Here is an 18,951-nt window from a genome sequence, read left to right as displayed (position 1 = left end):
CATGTACCCCGTCGTGCTGATCGCTTCACCGGTTGTCGACTACTTGCGCGACCCGCTCGCCGCGATCCACAGGCTGTTGGACGACCTCCGCGACGCCGCCCTCGTGTGGGGCCCGATCGTCGCACCTGGGCTCGCGGGTCTGCTTTGTGCAGTGGTGGTTGCACGACGCTGGTGGCTCCGACGGCATCACGAGCGCTTGACGGCCAACGCACGACTGATCACCGTGCTTGCGCCTCCAACCGTCGACCCGGCAGGAGCAGTCACGGTCTGGTCGAACCTGGTCGGGCTCCTCCGACCGGGCTGGCTGCGCCGCTTCTCCGGGCAGCCGCACGTCACCTTCGAGTTGACCTTCACCGAGGATGGCGTCCAGATCTCCATGTGGGTGCCCGGCGTGGTGCCGCCGGGCATGGTCGAGCGCGCGATCGAAGCCGCCTGGCCCGGCTCTCACACGCGCACTACTCCGGCCAATCCTCCGATCCCGATCATCGCGGGCCGTCGTATCGAAGCCATTGGAGGCGAGCTGCGGCTTGCCAGGTCGGAGGCGCTGCCGATCCGCACCGACCATCCGGCCGATCCGATCCGCGCGATGCTGGGTGCTCCGGTGGGGCTCGGCCCACACGAACGAGCGTGTGTGCAGATCCTCGCTCGACCGGTCGCTGGGCACCGGGTCGCGAAAGCCCGCCGGGCGGCACGGCGCGTACACGCCGGCGGATCCGTACACATCATTGGTCGCTTGCTCGACCTCATGACGCCGGGCAGGACCTCGAAGCCGTCGGCGTTCGGGCGTCAGCGAGGACTGGATCGGCAGTCCACTCTGGAACACGCGGCCCAGGACCGCGCAGTCGTGCAGAAGCTGCGGGCGAACCCGTTCGAGACCCGCATCCAGTACGCCGTGGCCACCACCGTCGCCGAGGACTCCAGTGCCAGCGAGGTTCGTGCAGTGCGGGAAGTTCTCCGCGGACGCGGCCACGCCATCGCCTCAGCGTTCGCCGCCTACTCCGAGCACAACTACTACCGCCGGGTCCGGCTCGGCCGCGATCCCGCCGCAATGCTGGCCGAACGCCGACTCGGCAAGGGCGATCTGTTGTCGGTCCCGGAGCTGGCCGCGATCGCACACCTGCCTATCGATGACGCCGCACCAGGACTCCAGCGAGCAGGCGCGAAAGCCGTTCCGCCTCCGCCCGGCATCGCAACGGCCGGCGACCAGATCAAGCTTCTGGGCCGCTCCGACTCGGGCCACCCGCGCCCAGTCGGCCTGCACGTCGCCGACGCCCGACACCACCTGCACATCCTCGGCGCCACCGGCTCAGGCAAGTCCGAGCTGATGGCCCGCTTGATCCTGGCGGACGCCGAAGCCGGCCGTGGAGTGGTCGTCATCGACCCCAAGGGCGACCTCATCACGGACATCCTGATGCGCCTGCCTGAAGATCTCGGCGAAAAGGTCGTGCTGTTCGACGCTGACTCGCACTCCCGGCCACCGGTGCTGAATCCGTTGGAAGGCGAGGACAAGGCTCGCGCGGTCGACAACCTGGTCAGCATCTTCTCGCGGATCTACGCATCATCCTGGGGGCCTCGTACCGACGACATTCTCCGTGCCGGACTGCTCACCTTGACCGCGATGCGCGGCACGCAAACCCTGGCCGATCTGCCGAAGCTGCTGACCGTGCCCTCCTTCCGCCGCATGGCCTGCGACCAGATCGAGGACGAGGTCCTCAAGGGTTTCTGGACCTGGTACGACGACCTGTCAGAGGCCAGCAGGGCACAAGTGATCGCACCGCTGATGAACAAGGTTCGAGGCTTCCTGCTGCGTCCGTTCGTCCGCGCCGCCATCGCAGGCGGTGAATCCACAGTGGACATTGATGAGGTGCTCAACACCGGCGGCATCTGCCTGGTGCGCATCGCCCGCGACGCGCTCGGCATGGAGACCGCTCGGCTAGTCGGCTCGATCGTCGTAGCGCGCACCTGGCAGGCGGCCACTCGACGAGCTCGCGTCCCGCAGCGTCAGCGCAGCGATTGCAGCTTGTACATCGACGAATGCCACAACTTCCTCAACCTCGCCTACCCGCTCGAAGACATGCTGGCCGAGGCACGTGGCTACCGGCTGTCCATGACGCTGGCGCACCAGTACCTCGGCCAGCTTCCGAAAGAGCTGGAAGAAGGCATTAGCACGAACGCCAGGTCGAAGATCTTCTTCAACGCCTCACCGGAGGACGCCAAGCGCTTGGCCCGGCACACCATGCCTCGCCTGAGCGACCACGACCTGTCCAACCTCGGAGTCTTCCACGTCGCCGCCCGGCTCGTTCTGGGCGGCGAGGAAGCGCCTCCCTTCACCGCGATCACCGAGAAGCTCCCGCCAGCGATACCAGGCCGCGCAAAGGCGATCCGAAAGGCGGCCAAGGTCAACACCCGCCCACGCCCATCTGACAACGCCGCCAACGATCCCGCGCCGCCTGTCACCGATCCCCGTCGTGCCGCCTAGGGAAAGGCGTACCTGTGATCACCAATCCGACTCCTCAGCGAGCGTTGCGCGGCCACATGCCGAAACGCCCCACCCCACGAGCGGCAGCTACCGGGGCGCACCACGCACGGCTCGCCGGCCGACTCACTCTCCGGGACCGGTGGCTGGCCCGGATGCTGTACGAGCACAAGGTCTTCACGACCCACCAAATCGTCGAGCTCGGCTATCCGAGCGTGCGCGCGGCCAACCACCGGTTGCTCGACCTGTTCAAGTGGCGGGTCGTCGACCGGTTCCAGCCGTTCGTCGACCTTGGCACCGCGCCCATGCACTACGTGCTCGACATCGCCGGTGCCGTTGCCCTGGCGTACGAGGACGGCATCGATCGGAAGGCACTCGGCTACCGCCACGAGGACGCCATCGGCATCGCCCACTCACTGCGGCTAGCCCACACCGTCGGAACGAACGGCATCTTCACGAGTCTGGTCGCACTGAGCCGGCAACCGGGCGCTCACGGCCGCCTGACGGCGTGGTGGTCAGAACTGCGCTGCAAGCGCCTGTTCGGCGACATGGTCCGCCCCGACGCTTACGGCCGGTGGCGCGAGAACGGGCACCAGATCGAGTTCTTCCTGGAGTTCGACTTCGGCACCGAAGACCTCGACACGCTCGCTAGCAAGCTCTACGGATACGAAAAACTGGCTCTGGCAACGGGGATCACAACGCCCGTCCTGGTGTGGCTGCCCACGAACCGACGAGAGGCCAGCGCCCGGAAAGCACTCGCGAAGGTCCTGTCAGCGCTGGATCGGCCAACGCTGGTACCGATCGCGACCAGCACCGCGCAGACGACAAGCGTGGTCAGCGAGAGCACACCGGCGGCTGCGCGGTGGTTGCCGGTCGCCGAATCGGCGACGACGCGACGCCCCGGACGACTTCGTCTCGCCGAGCTCGCTCAGCTGTGGCCGTACGCAGAACCACCTGGCACCGCAACGCCAACGGTCCTCGCCCGGCAAGAACTCGCCCTGGCCGATCCCCTTCCACCTGCACCAACCGCCAGCCAATTCCGGAGGTGACAGTGAAGATCGCCCTGGCCGCAACAGCTGCCGTCCTCGCACTTCCATTGATCCTCGGCGGCATCGGACAAGCCGTCGTGAAGGCCTTTTTCGGAGCGAGCAGCACCCAACCAAGCTCAGAAGCGCTCGCCGACATCCCTCCCGACTACCTTGCCCGCTACCGAGCGTCGGCCCCTGCATGTCAAGGCCTCGACTGGTCGATCCTCGCAGCCATCGGCAAGATCGAGAGCAACCACGGCCGCAGCACCCTGGCCGGCGTCGCCGACGGAACCGAGAACTTCGCGGGTGCCCGCGGACCGATGCAATTTCTTCAGCCCACGTTCGACGCGGTTGTCAAGCGGCACCCGCTTCCGCCCGGAGGCAACAACCCGCCCTCGCCCTGGAACAAGCACGACGCCATCTACGCCGCTGCTCACTACCTGTGCGACTCCGGAGCGCCTAAGGACCTCCGCAAGGCGATCTTCGCCTACAACCACGCGGACTGGTACGTGAACGACGTGCTCGAACAGGCGAGGAAGTACAGCGACGCGTTGGTCGGTACCGGCGACTGCAACAACGTTCAGGCGCCGAACCGCGCCGCCATCATCGCGATCAAGTTCGCCTGCGAGCAGCTCGGCGAGCCATACGTGTGGGGTGGCAACGGCGAGACGGGCTGGGACTGCTCAGGCCTCACCACGGCCGCATACGCCACCGCTGGGATCCGCATTCCCCGCCATACCCAGGCTCAATACGACGCTGGGCCGCTCGTTCCACCTGGCCAGCCGCTCATGTCCGGCGACCTGGTCCTCTACGGCACGCCTGACGAGGTCCATCACGTCGGCCTCTACATCGGCGCGGGCAAGATGGTCCACGCCCCGACGTTCGGCCAACCCGTTCAGATCAGCGCTTACCGATGGGGTGGCGACGACTATCTCGTGGCGTCCCGCCCGACCAACGCCACCGGCGCCGCAACTTCTGCGCCCGCTTGACCAGTTCCGCCCGCAGTTGCCACAAGATGACCCTCTGATCAGGCATCGAGAGCAGGTCCCGATCGCAGCGCGTTCATGCCGCCAGGAGGGGACGTTGGCTCGTAGTGTCGCGCGCAGCCAGCTCGGTTTGGCTGGATTCCCCCCGCCCCTCGAATGCCACGACTGCGTCCGGAAGCAACGGACGATCGCTGCCAGCTGATCCGGACAAGCGCCGAAGCGGCCAGTGCCGAGCGAGGTGAACGCTAGGCCGTGCTCGCCGTCTTCACCGACGTCACTTCACGACGGGTTGGTTCATCATTTCAATAACTCGGGCCCGGTCTGCTGGGTCCGAGATTCTTTCGACTGCCCGTCGCAGATGAGGCAGAAGGTGCGCGCGCGGGCGCCCTTTCCTTTCGGCAAGATCGAGTACATACTGCCAGCCCGCGTCGAATCGACCGACGGCCATCATGCAGACGACCTGCCGAGCGAGATCCTCGTCTCCGAGGTCGTTCTCGACCACCCAGCGGGCAGCGAGGTACTCACCGAAAGTGTCCTGAACTACTGCGTACAGCGGTTCTCCGTCAGCAGCCACGCCAGACTCGTAGATCGCATTGAGGGTTCCGTTCAGTTCGTCCAGCAGCCTGTTGGGATGATGAAATCCTAGGCTTTCATCATTCAAAGCGGCAAGGAGCTGGGTCCGAGTCACACCTGCGGTTCGTTCCGCATCGGACTTCATCCAGGCCGCGAGGAGCGTTGTTGAGCTGACCAGCCAATCTGGCGGATAGATAGATCGGGTCACTCCACGGCGGCGGTCGCGTTCGCCGATCGTTAGTTCGAATGTCGCCTCGTGGAGATCCAGTTCACTCTCGAACATCTGTCCGGTGGTCAAGAAGTGGGTGAGGGCCCAGCTCAAGAGCAACGGATTGGCTGCCCAGGCCGATGTCGTCGATGGCACGAAGGTGCCCATGTCTCGAATTCCGGCGTTGGCGAGCCACTTCCTGGAGAAATCCCAAATCTCAAGGTCGGTGAGCGGGGCAACGTTGTACTCCATGAAGTCCCCAATCCCGTCCCGCCCCAGCTTGTCGTCGGGTCTACTGGTCACAACTACGGTAATCAACGGGTGGTTCGTGCAGAAGCGTTCGATGGCGCCGAGGGCACGATTACGGGCGGGCCGAGGCAGCTCGTCGATGCTGTCCAGGACCAGAACCGTTTTATACCGTTTGAACAGGGCATCGAGGACTGGCCGGGGAATGCGGAGGTTGAACCGCTGACTAACTGATGCGGTGATCAGGTCCACAAGGTCTTCTTGGTCTCTGTAGTGACGCATCGGCACCGCGAGCGCCAAGGCTGCACCGTTCTCGATCGCCAGCTCATAGCAGATGCGCTCGGCCAGAGTGGTCTTTCCAGTACCAGGGCCGCCAAACACGAGCAGGTGAGCTCCGGGGTGGAGCAGTTCGCGCCAGCTCACTGACACATTGCCATGGACTAGGCGTTGCGACACGTAGGGCACGGCCTGATCGTTTGATGGATTCCTGGATGAGAGCCCTTCGAACCAGCTCGTGCGCGTCAGCCGACGAGTCGATCCGACCGCAGCGCGGTAGCCGGTCACGAATTCGCTTAGAACGTGGTCGACGAGACGTGTCCATGCATTGATGGTGTCTTTCGGATCGTCGGCCTTGACCTTCTCGCGGGCGAAGAGGGCAACCAGGTCGTGGTAGCGGAACCAAGTGCCGTCTGCCGTCTCAGCGAGCTGTGCGTCAGCCAGCTCGTAGGCGGCCTTCTCGACAGTGGTCTGGTCGGCATCGAGTAGGGCCGTGAGGTCACCGAGGGAGAACTCGGGCGTAAGGCTGAGCCCTGCCCGCCGAAACACAAGCTGCGCTGGCGAGGACAGAGTTTGGTAGCTGATCTCGAAAGCGCTACGGACGTCGAGATCGGCCTCAGAAAGTGAGGAAAGACGGGTGCGCTCATCCTGTAGGGAAGTGGCCAAGCGGTCGAAGCTCAGGTAAGGCCGCTTCCGGGCGATAGCGCCAGCAATTCGGATGGCCAAGGGGAGCCGTCCGCACACCGCCGCGAGGGCAGCAGCCGGTTCGCTGCCGGGTGACCTTCCGGCGACGGTGTCGAGCAACGCGATGGACTCCGCCTCGTTAAGTAGTTCCACGCGCTTGAGATGCGCACCGGCCAGCGTGGTCAACGGCGTCCGGCTGGTAACAATGACGACAGACAATGCATTGTTAGGTATCAACGGGCGTACTTGGGCCGCTTCGCGGACGTTGTCGAGAAAGATCAGACAGGGCCCAATCCGCGTGGACGTCAGAAACCGGGCTCGCAGTTCGTTGAACGGGTGGGAAGGATCGAACTCGCCCGGCGTCAGCGCCGCGACGAAATGAGCGAGGGCCGTATCGGGCTCTGGATCCACTACCGCACTGAAGTCGAAATAGAGCTCCATCGAGTAGTACCTCGAGACGCGATGCGCGAAGTGAATTGCCAACGCCGATTTGCCGACACCCGGTGGCCCATAAAGGTTGATGACTGGCCTGCCGCGGCTCTCCTTGAGTTCGACAATGAGGTCTGCCCTCCCAGTGAAGTCAGGGATGTCGGCAGGCAGTTGATGGGTTGTCGAGGGCATTGGGAGCCGGCCGTCGAACAAGATCGGGGCGTAGTTGTCCCCGGCGATGTTGACCTGCCTGGCATTGCCGTCTGCGCGTGGCTGGAAGTCGGCCATCAGGTTCAGAGGGAGATTCCGCCGTGGTTATCCCCGGCGATGTTGACCTGCTTCGCTTGTTCTGTGGCCTGCGCGATCACGGTCTGTGCACTCGGGTCGCGCCGGGCCTGTCCGACGACTTCAGCAAGCGCTGCACTGAACTCTGCATCGTCGGCGGCTGCGGCGGTGATTCGCTCAGCAAGCGCCTGACGGCGTCCCATGTCGTGCGGTTCCGCCAATGCTCGTTGGAGCGTGGTTTCGGCATCCGGCTGCCCTTTGAACTTCGCCGCAACCGCGTCGCGTAGCCGTTTGACGCCGTTCCAGGCCGCGCTTCCAGCGTCCTTCGCGAAACCTTCACCGAACTTGGACGCGAGAAGCGCCGCCGCAGCCAAGCCCAGGGTCATGGGATCCATGACTAGTGGTCGCTAGAGGCCTGGCCGCCGTTACGCCAGGTTCACTCGATCTTCCCGCACCTCGAGGTCCTTCTCACGAACACCCTGGCCGACGCGCAACGGTGGGCCGCCGAGATCGGCGTCCCCGCATACGCGATCGACGACGAGACGACCATCACGGTCGTCGATGGCTCCGTCGAGGTGGTCTCCGAGGGGCGAGGACGAAGTTCGAGGCATGACCACCCGGCGCTCACAACCCGGCGTTGTCGAAGGCGACCTCGCTGATTCGCGAGGTCTTCCCGCAGCGCTGCTCGTGCGCTGACTGATTGAGATCAGTCAGCGCATGAGCGCGACTCGTCACCACTTGCTGTGCTCGCGCAACCACCTGGCTTCGACCTTGGGGGCCAGTTCCTCACGTAGATCGTCCTCGGTCCGATCATGTTTCGCTGCGAGCGCAACCAAGATGAGCCTTGCGTCCTCCTGGTGTTCAGCGATGGTGTCGCGGTGGTACGCCACGTTCCGCTTGGCCAGGTGCCTGGCATAGCTGAGGAGTTCTGCGTAGGAGCGGCGAGCGGAGAACTCGGTCGCGATGACTCCGCCATGCCTGGTGCGCAGAGGGGTTCCATCAGGCGCCGTGATCGCCTTAGCCGCCCTGGCCTTCGCGCGCTCGGCCTTCTCCTCGATTCGCGCGAGCTGCTCCGGGGTCTTGATCTGGCTGGGCCGGTTGCGCGCTTCCACGGGCGCGCTCGGGTAGCACTCGGTGCACGCGGTTTTGCCTGCCAGCTCGACAATCTCCGTTTCATCGTGCCCAGACAGGTGTGTCAGCCAAGCGAACTTCGTGGTGTCGAAACAAGTCCTGCACTCCATCGTGCGGTGCACATGGCCGCCAGTGTTGAGAACGAGCCATGCGCGAGTCCATCCGCCTCGACGGTCGAACTCGTCTTCTAGTGGCCCTGCAGCCACCTTGCACTCCAGAACGGTCCGAGAAGCGCTCTCGATCCGGGGCTCCAGACCCGCCGCGAGGTCGGCCGCGTCGGCTTCCAGCCAATCCTGGCGACGCTTCGTGAGCATGCGGACGGTGTGCTCCGCCTTTGCGCGATCAGTGTTCAAACGGTCGAGTTCCGCATCGATCTCGGCCGGGTTCGCGGTGGTCAGGTCTGCAATAGCCATGATCGGTCACCTCAACTTGGTTGTGCCGCGCGCATGCCGCGCGGACGAGGACAAACGGGGAGTTGATGAAGTACGTGAGCGGTTAGCCGCCAGCGGGCCGTTCGGTGATCCGAAACAGGTCAGCCACGTTGCGAACTGCGCTGGCGAGTTCCAGGGCTTCGCGGCGTTCGCCGAGGGCGCGCGGCATCCACTCGTCGGTCAGGCCGTTGCCGACGCCGAGCACGACCTTGTTGCCGAGGTCCCACAGGACTGCGTTGACAGCGAGGCACGCCACGGCGAGCTCGTCCACGTCAACTGCCCACCACTCCACAGTGGAGGGATCGCGGTCGAGCTGACGCATGGCTTCGGCCGCAGCGCGAAGGAGGGCACCCGTACCCGCCGTCGGTTCAAGTACGCGCTCGCCCTCGTTTGGCACACCGACCATGCGGGCCATCGCCTCCGCGACGCACGCCGGTGTGTAGAACTGCCCGCGCGCACTCTTCGCGGTGCGCGAGCGGAGCACTTCGAGCAGAGCCCGAACAAGTCCGTCTCGCGACGCCGGTCAGTTCCGGTGAGGTGTAGCTGTCCCGCGCGTAGCGCAGCATCCGCGACGCGCTTGGCGGCCGAGACAGCCTGATCGCTGAGGCGCGATTCACCGTGCCACAACGAGATAAGCGGCCACGCTCGGTTGACGAGATCTGGTCTCGCCTTGACGAAGATCCCCCACTGCATGCGGACGAAGCCAGAGAAGTCGTTATCCGACAGCGAGAAGAGGTAATGCACCACCTCGTCGCGCTCATCATCAGGCGGCGCCAGGAACGCCAGCGCGCCTACGACTGAGACAGGAACTTCGAGCCGTCCTGAGCCGTGGGCACGGTGCCAGGTCTCGTCAACGGCCTCCGCGATCTTGACCGCGTGTTGGTGCGGGTCTGCGGGCGTACACCCAGCCTGTGATTGCTTATGTGAACACATGACAGCGCTCCGGGCCGCGAAATGGCCGATAGGTCTAAGGGAGCGGCACGCCGGAGAAGGCCGGTGCGGGCCGACGGGGCACCTCACAGTGGAGGTGTCGCACCCCCGCCGGCCACCACACAAACCCGCCTGCGAACAGGAGGGCATCGGTAGCGTAGCCCCGTTCCGAACTCCGCGTTCGTGCCGTATGCGGCGGTGACATGCCGTTCTCCGGCACCTCCGCCATGCGGCGAACGGTGCTCCGGAGCCTGCGAGAACTCGCGGAGCGCCGCTCAGTCGAAGTCAGCCGACGACGAACGCACCGGGATGCAGCATCGTCAACTTCGTGTGCGGGCTCGCCTCGCCTGGGTGCGGCACGTGCAGCACCAAGCGGCCCGCAAGATCGCTGCCCGCGTCGTCTGGAACCCGTCGCACGGTGAAACAGAACGCTCCGCGCGGGTCACCGACGCTGATCGACACGGTGACGGAGTCTTCGGTCTCGTCCGCGTCGATCGTCGCGGAGTTCACCCAGGACAACGCGGCTCGTTCCGGCACGTGCGCGGTTGGCTCGTCGCCGTCCGGAGAGCATGTGGCTTCTCCCGACTCGGTTTCGTAGCCATTAGCCGTCTCGGCCAGGTCCTCACCGCATCGGACGCAGTGGTAGACGGAGCCCGCTTCCCAAGGGAACTCAAGAGAAACAGTCACCGAGTCGTCCTCGACGAACCGCAGGTGGTCGCTATCGACAGAGAGCATGGCAGACATGGGACACCTCACGCTGAGGGAAGAACGAGGGTTGGGAAGCCGGCTACTCAGGCCGTGAAGCGGAGCGACTTGCAGCACTCCGGGCACGCGATGTAGGCGCGGTCGCGATCACCGAACGGCACTCGCGCCTGACCGCTGATCGTCGGGGCACAGTCGGAGGGCCCGCCACTGACGCTGTGCAGCCGGTAGCCGTCGCAGGTCTCCCACTCATGACCATTCGCGCAACAGCCGAGCGCGTGCGCATAGTCCCGCCCAGTAGGCCGCATCCATGGTGGTGTCGCGGTAGACCACGGGTTGGCCGTAAAGGCCACCATCACCGCTCATCGTCACCATCAGGGCGCCCAGCTCTCCGCCCGCCGAGAACACCAGGAAGCCGAGATCATCCGAGAGGATGTTCTCCACGTTGCACGTGTTGTGCGCCCAGAACAGCCCGTCGCCGTAGAGGCCCACCGGGTCTTCCCCGGTTCGCTCCTTCACCCAGAGGACCAGCACGTGTGCCGTCGGATCCCGGTGCCCCTTCTCATCCATCCACTCGCGCAGCTCGTTCGTGAGCTCTTCGCAGAGTTCCGCGCGCTCGGCAATCCACTCAGCGGTATCAACGCTGAGCCAACCATCGCCGTTGCTCCACGCGGTGACCATGACATCAGCCATGACTACCACTCCTGGCGGTTATTGGGTTTGTGTGGTTGCGAGATATGTGGGGTGCGAACCCATCTCGCAATAGATCCAAGATAGCATCAAGCCAATCGGAACACAATGGTTTCCAGGGCGGTTCTTCATGATTCTTTAGCGGGCTACAAGTGATCGAAATGAGCGCAATTCAGGAACTCAAATCCCAGGCGCGCCAACCAATCAGCAAACCGATCGACACCCGCATAACCAAGGGTTTCATTTACAGAATTAAGCAAATAGAGCCCCTAATGAGGCAGGCCTTCCGACATGAAGAATGTACCGGATAGTCGGACAGGACCGAGGACACCGCCCCGCCAGCCGACTGCTCAACTGCCTGCCGGCTACCGAGTCGGGCGTCGCACAGGTAGCCCTCAGAGCTCCGTTTACCAGCAGATTTGCTCGCCTGCAGGGGCTTCCACACTAGAAGGCACCTGGCCGGGAACATGGCCCGGAATCTTGACGGGATGAACCACAGATGCGGTGCTTTCGCGGCCAGGCCACGGAAGCACCGCATCCAACAAACTCAATAAAATGACCGTGCGCCGACCGCGGAACAAAAGCAGAAACTTTTCCACTAAGTCGATGCCCTACATGTAGCGTATATCAGACCTTAGGTTGCGACAACGAGCACCACTCCTGCCCAGGCGGCCCACTGAGATTCGGAGGAGTCGAAACGTAGTAGGCGTTGACGATCACATGTGTACCGTCCCGGTAGAAGGGGACCTGATACCAAGGTGGCACGCACGATGTTCCGGTATTCCCATTGTCCCAGTGGAACTTGATGAGGATGAAGGTACCGGCGCAGTGGAAGTAGCGGGCGGTGAGTTCTCCGACGGGCTGAGGTAGCGGGATGAAGCCGCAGCCGGGCGGCGGCCAGATTCTCGTCGCCGCGGCCGCGTTCGGAGTGCCGGGCGCAGCGGCGGCGACCAGCATGGCCGCGGCGCTGAGCACGCTGGCGAGTCGTCGGTTCATGAGATGACTCCAATCTCGGTGTTGGTTGATACAGCTGGAAATTCGAGAGGCCGACGCTGGAGGAGCTCGGCGATGTCACGTGTTTCAGCGCTGGGCTCTTCGTCGATTTCGCCGAGCGTGGCGGTCAGCAGGGCGAGCGTTCGAGGGACCGCATCAAGGTGTCCAAGCTGTGCTTGGGTGCTCATGATCTGGCGGTAGACGCCCTCGTTGTACGGATCGAGAGCACGTGCGCGCTCAAGCAGGACAAGCACTCTCGCCGGGTCCGCCTCGCCCTGCTCGTTGATCAGCGCGCTGAGTGCGTCCAGCACGTCGCGCCGCGCAGACTCGCGGAACGGCTCGATCCATGGCGAGAGAACGTCTTCGGCGAGATCTCCCTCGTAGAGATCGACAGCACGTTGCAGACACGCCGTCCGGTTGGCACCGGCCATTCCTCCTGCGTGCCGCAGCAACTGCTGCAGCGCCCAGAAGTCCACCTCAACGAGTTCGCTGTTCAGCTGGTAGCGGCCATCGCTGTTCAGAACGAAGTTCGCCATGGAGCCGCTGGTGGCGTCGGCGACCAAGCGCCGAAGCACCGACAACGTGTTGTGGAACGAGTTGTATGGCCGCGGCGGCCTGCTGCCGGGCCACACCGCCTCGTTCAGAACCTCACGGCGGACGCCCTGTGGATGGAGAGCCAGATGAACGAGCATCTCGCGCTGCTTCGGGGTGAGCAGGCTGCTGAGATCGACACTGTCCGACCCTGCTGGAACGAACACGAGTTGAAAGCGGCCGAAGACCTCCACGGCCAGCCGAGATGACGCCGCAGCGGGTTGCGAACCCGGAGTTGCAGCGTCGGAAACGGTGCTCGCTCTCGACTCGGGACGCCTTGCTTCGGGAATCGAACGGACATCGTCGTCAACGTCGTCAGGCCCCCGTTGAACCTCCGCCTCGCGGAGGAGGGCGAGAAGGTCCGCAGCGTCCGCGGCGGGAAGGTTGAACAGCCTCGCACCGGCGAGTTCGTCGCCAAGGCCAGGACTGGTCGCGCTCACCGTTCCGTCGGTCCGGACGACGACCGTCGCGCCTGGACGCCACTGGCCCAGAAGAATCCCGGCTAGGCCGAGGGCAGATCCGTTGTCGAGGACAGCTTGCAGCCGGCGCTCGGCGTGCCCGACGGAGCGAGCTACCAGGACCACGGCGTCCGACGCCCTCAGAGGCCCATCGAGGGCTTGCCGGACGCGAGTGAGCAGGAGCGCTTCCATCTCGTCGAGTGCGGCGTCCAGCGAGGCAACGACCTCGACGGTGTGCGGCAGGTCCTGGGCCTCAACCTCACCGAAGATCAGGTGGAGATCGTCAGCCGGCACGAGCACGCGACACGATGCGCCTGTCTCTTGCGCGGTGAGCAGGTGCAGGAGGAGCGCTCGCACCGCCGAGGCAGCGCCAGGCCCTGACAAGCCCAAGCCTCGCGTGCTGGCCAGGTCCACAGCGAACTCGTGCCCCCGCCTCACGCCCGCCACTGCAGGTAGATATGACGGCTTGTTGCTCGGTTCCAGCACGCCGTTAGCGGTCAACCGAACCTGTGGCTGAGGTGGGCCAAACTGGACGAGCTCGGTGTCAACGCTCTGCTTGTCCCGCACAGCATCGTGGCCGACGCGCAACGCCTGAACAGCTGGCGCAACCGGGCGATGAAGGTCTGACCGCTCACCAGTGCCAATCCGGTACCGGCGCCTGCGTCGCAACTGCGACGCCGCAACAGCGGCCGAGATCGCCCCTGCCAGGCCCACACTCACATACGCGCCGGTCATCAGCTCCAGCCCTGGCTCGCCCGGTTCCCCGCGAGGTTCGGTCTCTTCCTCAGGCGAGGCGGCATCTGTGACGGAGCTCGACGGCATGGCCGGCACTTCGGCCAGTGGTGGTTCTTCGGTCGGCTCCGGAACGTAGGCAGCGATCTTCCAACCCGGCCGCACGAGATCGGGGTTGACGAGAGAACGGCCATCTGCCTGCTCAACACCGCGGTTGAGCTGGTAGAGCTCAGGCCATCGGTCGCCGCCGCCCGGCCCGTAGATCCGTTCGGCGATCCGCCACAGGCTGTCGTAGATCCCGTCGTGCGGTAGGCGGACTTCATCGACGACTCGTACGTGACCTAGCGGGGCAGGTGCTGCGCGGTCGACGACCAACATCGACTTCGCAGGCGAAACATCACGTTGTTCCACGACGCCAGGACTTGCTGACGCAGTCACAGCGGCGGCAGTCGACTCGTTCGCACCGCCAGCAGGGACGGGTACGGCGAGGGCTCGGTTGCTCAACAAGGTCAGCACCACGGCGCCGATGAGGGTGGCTGTGAACGTCCGGAACGGACCGCGCACTCGAGGCGGCGTCCAGGCGACTCCACGCACGATGTCCACGACGGAATACACCACGGACCAGACGAAGGAGAACCATGTGATCCATGAAGCGATCGCCAGCGCGTCGATGAAGAACTGCGCGCTCATCGGATCGAGCAGCAGCATCTGAACCTCGTCCCAGGTTGGCACGTGGTTCGGAAGCGGCCAGCCAACGAAGTGCACCAGCGCCCATGGAAGACCCGCCGTCAGCACCAACAGGACACCGAGAGCCAGCAGACCTCGCGCTGCTCCGACGGTGATCGACAGCAACAACCGGCGACCAGTGCCGGTCATGGCGTGCCTATTTCCTTCAGAGCAGACGAATCGTCCTCTGCAGAGTCCGCAAGCTTGTGCGGCTCAGGAACCTCCGGTTTCCGATCGAGTCCCATCCGACCCGGTGGCGAGCCAGCGGTGATCTTCTTACGCCTTCCGCGAGAGTGCTTGCGAGAGTTGAGGATCTGAGCCAGATCAGCAGCCGACACACCGGTGAACCTGGCCAACTCATCTACCGCGATCACATCGCCGTTCCCGACGATGGCGTCACCGATTTGTTGATCAATGTCTGCAAGTCGCTGAACCACTTCGACACGCTCATGCGCGAGTTCGCCCACGAGCTGGGCAGCCTTGGTCCGTCGTGCGCTGCGAGCCGAGTCAGCTTCCTCAACGCGGCGCGCGATGTCGTTGATCGTCGTCATCTCCAGATTTCCTTCCTGCTAAGAGATTCCGCGTTGCGGTTGCGCTTCGCCGCGTCCTGTCACCGTGATCGTGTCGACCGCGAGCAGGCCGAGAAGCTTCGTTCGTTGGCTGATCGTCACGCTGACGTTCACGGTGTTGCCGCTGACGGAAACAGAGCCGGTGTGGTGCGCGGCAGCGAGGTAGTCGTGTGCGGCGGTGACGGCCCGATCTGACCGCAGCCTCAGGGAGCCGTCAGCGCGGTAGGCAGCAAGGTCGATTTCTTGCGCGCCTGCTCGGGCTGCTTCTTGTGCTTGCCCCATCGCGCGAACCTTGGCGGCTAGCGCGAGACCTCCGTCGAGTACAAGCCCTCCGAACGCCAGCGCAGCGGTCGCCATGATGACCACGTACCCGCTGACCCGGCCGTGCTGGTCGCCGCGCAGGCGCTCTGACAGGTTCATGGCCGAACTCCTCGCCATAGATCGACGACCGAGGAGAAGGTGCTGCTGACGGTGCGGCTTCCGGGAACACCGAGCGCTGTCAGGTCTTGGAGACCGACAACGCACGAGACGGTTACGGTCACCGTGGCGCCAGGTCGAAAGTCGCCGGAGTCGACGGCCACCGACAGCGACTGGCAGGTGATGCCCGCGGCGTCGAGCGAGGCCCTAGCGGTGTGGTGGGCTGCCGCGCTGGCTTGCGCGGGCGTCCGAGCTGCAGTCGCCGCGCGGACGGCCTGATGCGCGACGTCGCTGATCCGCAACTGCGTCGTCGCGAGGCGCCCGCAGAGGACCACGAACAACAGCAGGAGCACCATCAAGGGTGCGACCAAAGTCAGCTCGGCCGCGGTAGAGCCTCGGTCGTCGCGAAGCAATCTCATGGCGATACCGCCGGTGAGAATTTCTCGACGGGGCCGACGGCTTCGGCGTGAACCGCGAGGATGACGAACGGGATCACGCTGACCGCCTTTCCTTGAACCTGCACGGATGCTTGATCAGGACCGCGTTGTGCTCGTACGGAAGACTCGCGAAGCGGTCCGCTGCCGAGCTGTGCAAGCACCCGCTGCCCTGCCGCCGTGCCGGCGCCAGCAGTTCCAGCGGAGGCGCGAGCGGCAGACAGTCCTTGTGCCGCAGCGGCTTGAGCGATGTGCGCCGCGTGCATGTACAGCGCGAACTGCATGATCAACAGGAACAGCAAGAACAGCACCGGCATGACGATCACGAGCTCGGCCGTGCCGCTCCCCCTCTGGTCACGGCAAGCGCGTCGAATGAGGCGAAGCATCGCCATCACTCGATCGGGATGCTCTGTGCCTTCTGGATGATCTTCGCGACGATGAAGGCGACCGCCGCGATCGTCGCGGACACCAGCAACGCGGTGCCGACGACGAACTCGGTCGAGTAGCCGCGATCGTCACGGCGGATCCTCTCCAGACCGGCCTGGACATAGATGGCGAGAACCTGGATCTCGATGGACATCGACCTCTCCTAACTGCCTTAACTGGGTACGTGGGCCCTTCAGAGCCCTCCGAGCACGTTTGCCACTGCTGGGAAACCGATGAAGATCAGGAACCCGGCGCAAAGCACGACCACCGGCACGCTCATCCGTTCCGTGGCGGCCTGAGCGTCGCCTTCGGCGAGAGTCAGCTCCCGAGTGCGGAGCGCAGTGGCTTTCGCGGCGAGGCTGCCGCGAACGCGAGCGCCCTCGGTGCCGGCGAGGCTCACCGAGGCGGCGAGCTCGGTCAACGGCTGTACGCCCAGTTCGACACCGAGCTGACGCAGCGCGGACCACGGTGTGCTTCGGGTGAGCCTCGCAGTGACGAGGGCGTGGCGCAGCTGGTCGAATGCCCAGCCCTTGCCGACGCCGACCGCGTACTTCAGCGCACCGTCGACACCGGCACCGCCAGCGAGCAGAACGCGAATCAAGTTGAGGTAGGCGGACAAGGCATGCCGGAACGTCGAGCGACGTCGTGCAGCCTCTCGGCGAACGTTGATGTCCGGAAGGAAGAAACCGCCGACGCCGAACAGAACGCTGGCCGCAAGAGGGATCTCCCAGCCGACGCCGGCATCGGCAAGGACGAGCACGAGTTGTACGAGTGGCGGCAGCAGCAACCCGGTCAGCGCGAGGATCGCCTTCTCGGCCAGATGATGGTCGACGCTCTTGCCGATGACTGCGAGGTCGCCACGGAGCGACCTGCTTGGCACGCCGAGAGAAGCCAGGGCGGCGACGAACGGCCTGCCCGCGCTCAACGCCCAGCCTTCGGAGTCCGCGCTGAGGATCGGAGTCGGCGCAGGATCAGCCTGCAGCTGGTCGACCAGTGCACGCAGTGACGGCCGCGGCGGGAACGCGTAAGCCGTGAGCATCCACAGCCCGATCCCCAGGCCCATGCCCCAGAACGCCATGGTGATCACGATGTCGCTCCCTTGGCCGCGCTCAAGTCGGTGAGGAAGCGCTCGGACTCGCGGAACTGCGCGATCTTCGTCAACCACGCGAACGCCATCGCGAATAGAGCTCCGACGAGCAACAGCACCAGCTGGCCGAACGCCGAGTCGAACGGCCTGAGGTAATCGCGATTGAAAACCACCAGGCCGGCAGCGAACAGAAGCGTGGTGATCACGATGACTCGCACGCTGGTTCGCGACCGAGCTCGTCCGGCATCGACTCGCATCCGCATCGTCGCCTGTTCGCGTGCTTCGACGGCGAGCTCGCCGAGCAGGTCCGCGAGTTGTCGGGCCTGATGCTCGGAAGCCAGCACCAGCGCCGAGATGACGAGGTCCGCGGTGGGGTCGTGTAGCAGGTCGGCGAGGTCACGGAGTCCGGGCCCAAGGCGTTCACCACGTTCCAGCCTCACCGCGAGCTCCGTGACCTCGTCGCGGATCGGCTCCGGACAGGTTGAAGCGGTCGCGAGGATCGCCTGTTCCAGACCGGCCGCGGCAACGAGCGTGTCGCGCAGCATCTCGGTCCAACTGGCGATGGCCTCGATGCGTTCGAGCTGACGTTGGTGGCCGGCGTTCGATCCCAGGATCCGCGGTAGCCCGAGCACCGCAAGCAGGCTCAGCACGCCACCCACTACCCAACCGGTGAACATGCCGACGCCGAACCCCACGAGCACTGCGAGTGCTGCTCGACCGAGGGTCCTCTGGTCGAGTTGGGGCGCGCGCACATCGCGCCGACGTGGCTCGGTCTCGCCGACGGGTCGCCCGCGCCAGCCGGCGATGACAAGCAGAACACCGGCAGCCAAGCCAGCACCGAGCAGTCCGAACAGCATGATGGTCACGGCGTCCACCACCCATCACGCCGGTCGCAGAGGTCCGGGTCGTAGCCCGCTTCGACGAGCAGATCGACCGTGTCGGTCCTCAACGGCGCGGCCGGGACCGCACGCCGGTCTGGACCAGGGCGCCAGCATTCGTTGCTGATGATCTGTGGGCCTTCGGCTCCCACCACCTCCCTCACCGACGACACGACGCGTTTGCTGGCGTCGTCGCGCGGCTTGTCCAGGTGGACGACGAAGTGCAGTGCTGAGGCGACCAGGAGGTTGGTCGCCTCGATCGGCAACCGCTCAGGCCCCTGGACGGCGTAGGCGGCGAGCTTCGTGAACGCGCCTTGGCTGGAGCTGGAGTGCAAGGTGCCCATCGAGCCGTCGTTGCCCATGGACATCGCGTTGGTCAGCGGGATGACCTCCGGGCCGCGGACTTCCCCGACGATGACGCGGTCCGGACTCATCCGCAACGACTGCCAGACGAGGTCCGACATCGAGATTCCGCCCTGGCCCTCGATACTGCGTCTTTGAACGCCATCCAGCCCAGCAGCGCGCACTTCACGCGCGCCGGGTACTTCGCGACGCCGGCGAAGGC

General features: G+C 65.0%; 19 protein-coding genes. 3 read left to right on the top strand and 16 right to left on the bottom strand.

Features of this window, described 5'->3' with window-relative positions; translation table 11 throughout:
- Nucleotide 1 precedes the first annotated feature (1 nt).
- The 3 genes from ABZX92_RS16540 (at nt 2) to ABZX92_RS16530 (ending at nt 4,493) form a co-directional block, all read left to right on the top strand.
- Complete coding sequence (locus ABZX92_RS16540) at nt 2-2,479, top strand: DUF87 domain-containing protein (protein WP_355559405.1); 2,478 nt, start codon at nt 2-4, stop codon at nt 2,477-2,479.
- 152 nt (nt 2,480-2,631) lie between these two features.
- Nucleotides 2,632-3,525 carry a replication-relaxation family protein gene (locus ABZX92_RS16535; protein WP_355559403.1) on the top strand — a complete coding sequence of 298 codons (894 nt, stop codon included), beginning with the start codon at nt 2,632-2,634 and terminating at the stop codon, nt 3,523-3,525.
- Between the two features lie 2 nt (nt 3,526-3,527).
- Nucleotides 3,528-4,493 (top strand): bifunctional lytic transglycosylase/C40 family peptidase, encoded by a 966-nt coding sequence (locus tag ABZX92_RS16530; protein ID WP_355559399.1) that lies wholly within the window; start codon nt 3,528-3,530, stop codon nt 4,491-4,493.
- Nucleotides 4,494-4,764: 271 nt separating this feature from the next.
- Here the strand turns inward: ABZX92_RS16530 and ABZX92_RS16525 are convergent, their stop codons facing one another.
- The 16 genes from ABZX92_RS16525 to ABZX92_RS16450 all read right to left on the bottom strand — a co-directional run bounded on the left by ABZX92_RS16525 (nt 4,765) and on the right by ABZX92_RS16450 (nt 18,850).
- Nucleotides 4,765-7,194: an NACHT domain-containing protein gene (locus tag ABZX92_RS16525; protein WP_355559396.1), complete on the bottom strand. Its 2,430-nt coding sequence runs from the start codon at nt 7,192-7,194 to the stop codon at nt 4,765-4,767.
- 5 nt (nt 7,195-7,199) lie between these two features.
- Complete coding sequence (locus ABZX92_RS16520) at nt 7,200-7,586, bottom strand: hypothetical protein (RefSeq protein ID WP_355559393.1); 387 nt, start codon at nt 7,584-7,586, stop codon at nt 7,200-7,202.
- A gap of 336 nt (nt 7,587-7,922) precedes the next feature.
- A complete protein-coding gene (locus tag ABZX92_RS16515; RefSeq protein ID WP_355559391.1) occupies nt 7,923-8,735 on the bottom strand; it encodes a hypothetical protein in 813 nt (270 codons plus the stop codon).
- Nucleotides 8,736-8,817: 82 nt separating this feature from the next.
- The gene (locus ABZX92_RS16510) at nt 8,818-9,237 is read right to left on the bottom strand and encodes an N-6 DNA methylase (protein ID WP_355559388.1); all 420 of its coding nucleotides are present in this window, start codon (nt 9,235-9,237) and stop codon (nt 8,818-8,820) included.
- A 731-nt stretch (nt 9,238-9,968) separates the two neighbouring features.
- Nucleotides 9,969-10,418, bottom strand: coding sequence for a hypothetical protein (locus ABZX92_RS16505; protein ID WP_355559385.1), 450 nt, complete (start codon nt 10,416-10,418; stop codon nt 9,969-9,971).
- Nucleotides 10,419-10,634: 216 nt separating this feature from the next.
- On the bottom strand, nt 10,635-11,078 hold the full coding sequence (locus tag ABZX92_RS16500) for a hypothetical protein (protein ID WP_355559382.1): 444 nt from the start codon (nt 11,076-11,078) through the stop codon (nt 10,635-10,637).
- A 624-nt stretch (nt 11,079-11,702) separates the two neighbouring features.
- Complete coding sequence (locus ABZX92_RS16495; protein WP_355559379.1) at nt 11,703-12,071, bottom strand: DUF6355 family natural product biosynthesis protein; 369 nt, start codon at nt 12,069-12,071, stop codon at nt 11,703-11,705.
- Nucleotides 12,068-14,725: a BTAD domain-containing putative transcriptional regulator gene (locus tag ABZX92_RS16490; protein WP_355559376.1), complete on the bottom strand. Its 2,658-nt coding sequence runs from the start codon at nt 14,723-14,725 to the stop codon at nt 12,068-12,070. The genes ABZX92_RS16495 and ABZX92_RS16490 overlap by 4 nt, the downstream gene beginning before the upstream one ends.
- The gene (locus tag ABZX92_RS16485; RefSeq protein ID WP_355559373.1) at nt 14,722-15,126 is read right to left on the bottom strand and encodes a hypothetical protein; all 405 of its coding nucleotides are present in this window, start codon (nt 15,124-15,126) and stop codon (nt 14,722-14,724) included. The genes ABZX92_RS16490 and ABZX92_RS16485 overlap by 4 nt, the downstream gene beginning before the upstream one ends.
- Nucleotides 15,127-15,144: 18 nt before the next feature.
- Nucleotides 15,145-15,564: a pilus assembly protein TadG-related protein gene (locus ABZX92_RS16480; protein ID WP_355559370.1), complete on the bottom strand. Its 420-nt coding sequence runs from the start codon at nt 15,562-15,564 to the stop codon at nt 15,145-15,147.
- Nucleotides 15,561-15,980 (bottom strand): TadE/TadG family type IV pilus assembly protein, encoded by a 420-nt coding sequence (locus ABZX92_RS16475; RefSeq protein WP_355559367.1) that lies wholly within the window; start codon nt 15,978-15,980, stop codon nt 15,561-15,563. The genes ABZX92_RS16480 and ABZX92_RS16475 overlap by 4 nt, the downstream gene beginning before the upstream one ends.
- Complete coding sequence (locus ABZX92_RS16470) at nt 15,977-16,312, bottom strand: TadE/TadG family type IV pilus assembly protein (RefSeq protein ID WP_355559531.1); 336 nt, start codon at nt 16,310-16,312, stop codon at nt 15,977-15,979. Before ABZX92_RS16470 ends, ABZX92_RS16475 begins: the two co-directional genes overlap by 4 nt.
- A 74-nt stretch (nt 16,313-16,386) precedes the next feature.
- Entirely contained in the window at nt 16,387-16,575 is a 189-nt protein-coding gene (locus ABZX92_RS16465; RefSeq protein ID WP_355559365.1) for a hypothetical protein, read from the bottom strand.
- 39 nt (nt 16,576-16,614) lie between these two features.
- The gene (locus ABZX92_RS16460) at nt 16,615-17,499 is read right to left on the bottom strand and encodes a type II secretion system F family protein (protein WP_355559528.1); all 885 of its coding nucleotides are present in this window, start codon (nt 17,497-17,499) and stop codon (nt 16,615-16,617) included.
- A 5-nt stretch (nt 17,500-17,504) separates the two neighbouring features.
- Nucleotides 17,505-18,365, bottom strand: a complete 861-nt coding sequence (locus ABZX92_RS16455) for a type II secretion system F family protein (protein WP_355559525.1) — start codon at nt 18,363-18,365, stop codon at nt 17,505-17,507.
- Between the two features lie 5 nt (nt 18,366-18,370).
- Nucleotides 18,371-18,850 (bottom strand): ATPase, T2SS/T4P/T4SS family, encoded by a 480-nt coding sequence (locus tag ABZX92_RS16450; protein ID WP_355559362.1) that lies wholly within the window; start codon nt 18,848-18,850, stop codon nt 18,371-18,373.
- Nucleotides 18,851-18,951 lie beyond the last annotated feature (101 nt).

The sequence above is a fragment of the Lentzea sp. NPDC006480 genome, from assembly GCF_040611995.1.
Taxonomy (GTDB): Bacteria; Actinomycetota; Actinomycetes; order Mycobacteriales; family Pseudonocardiaceae; genus Lentzea.
This window is presented reverse-complemented; position numbering and strand designations above follow the sequence as displayed.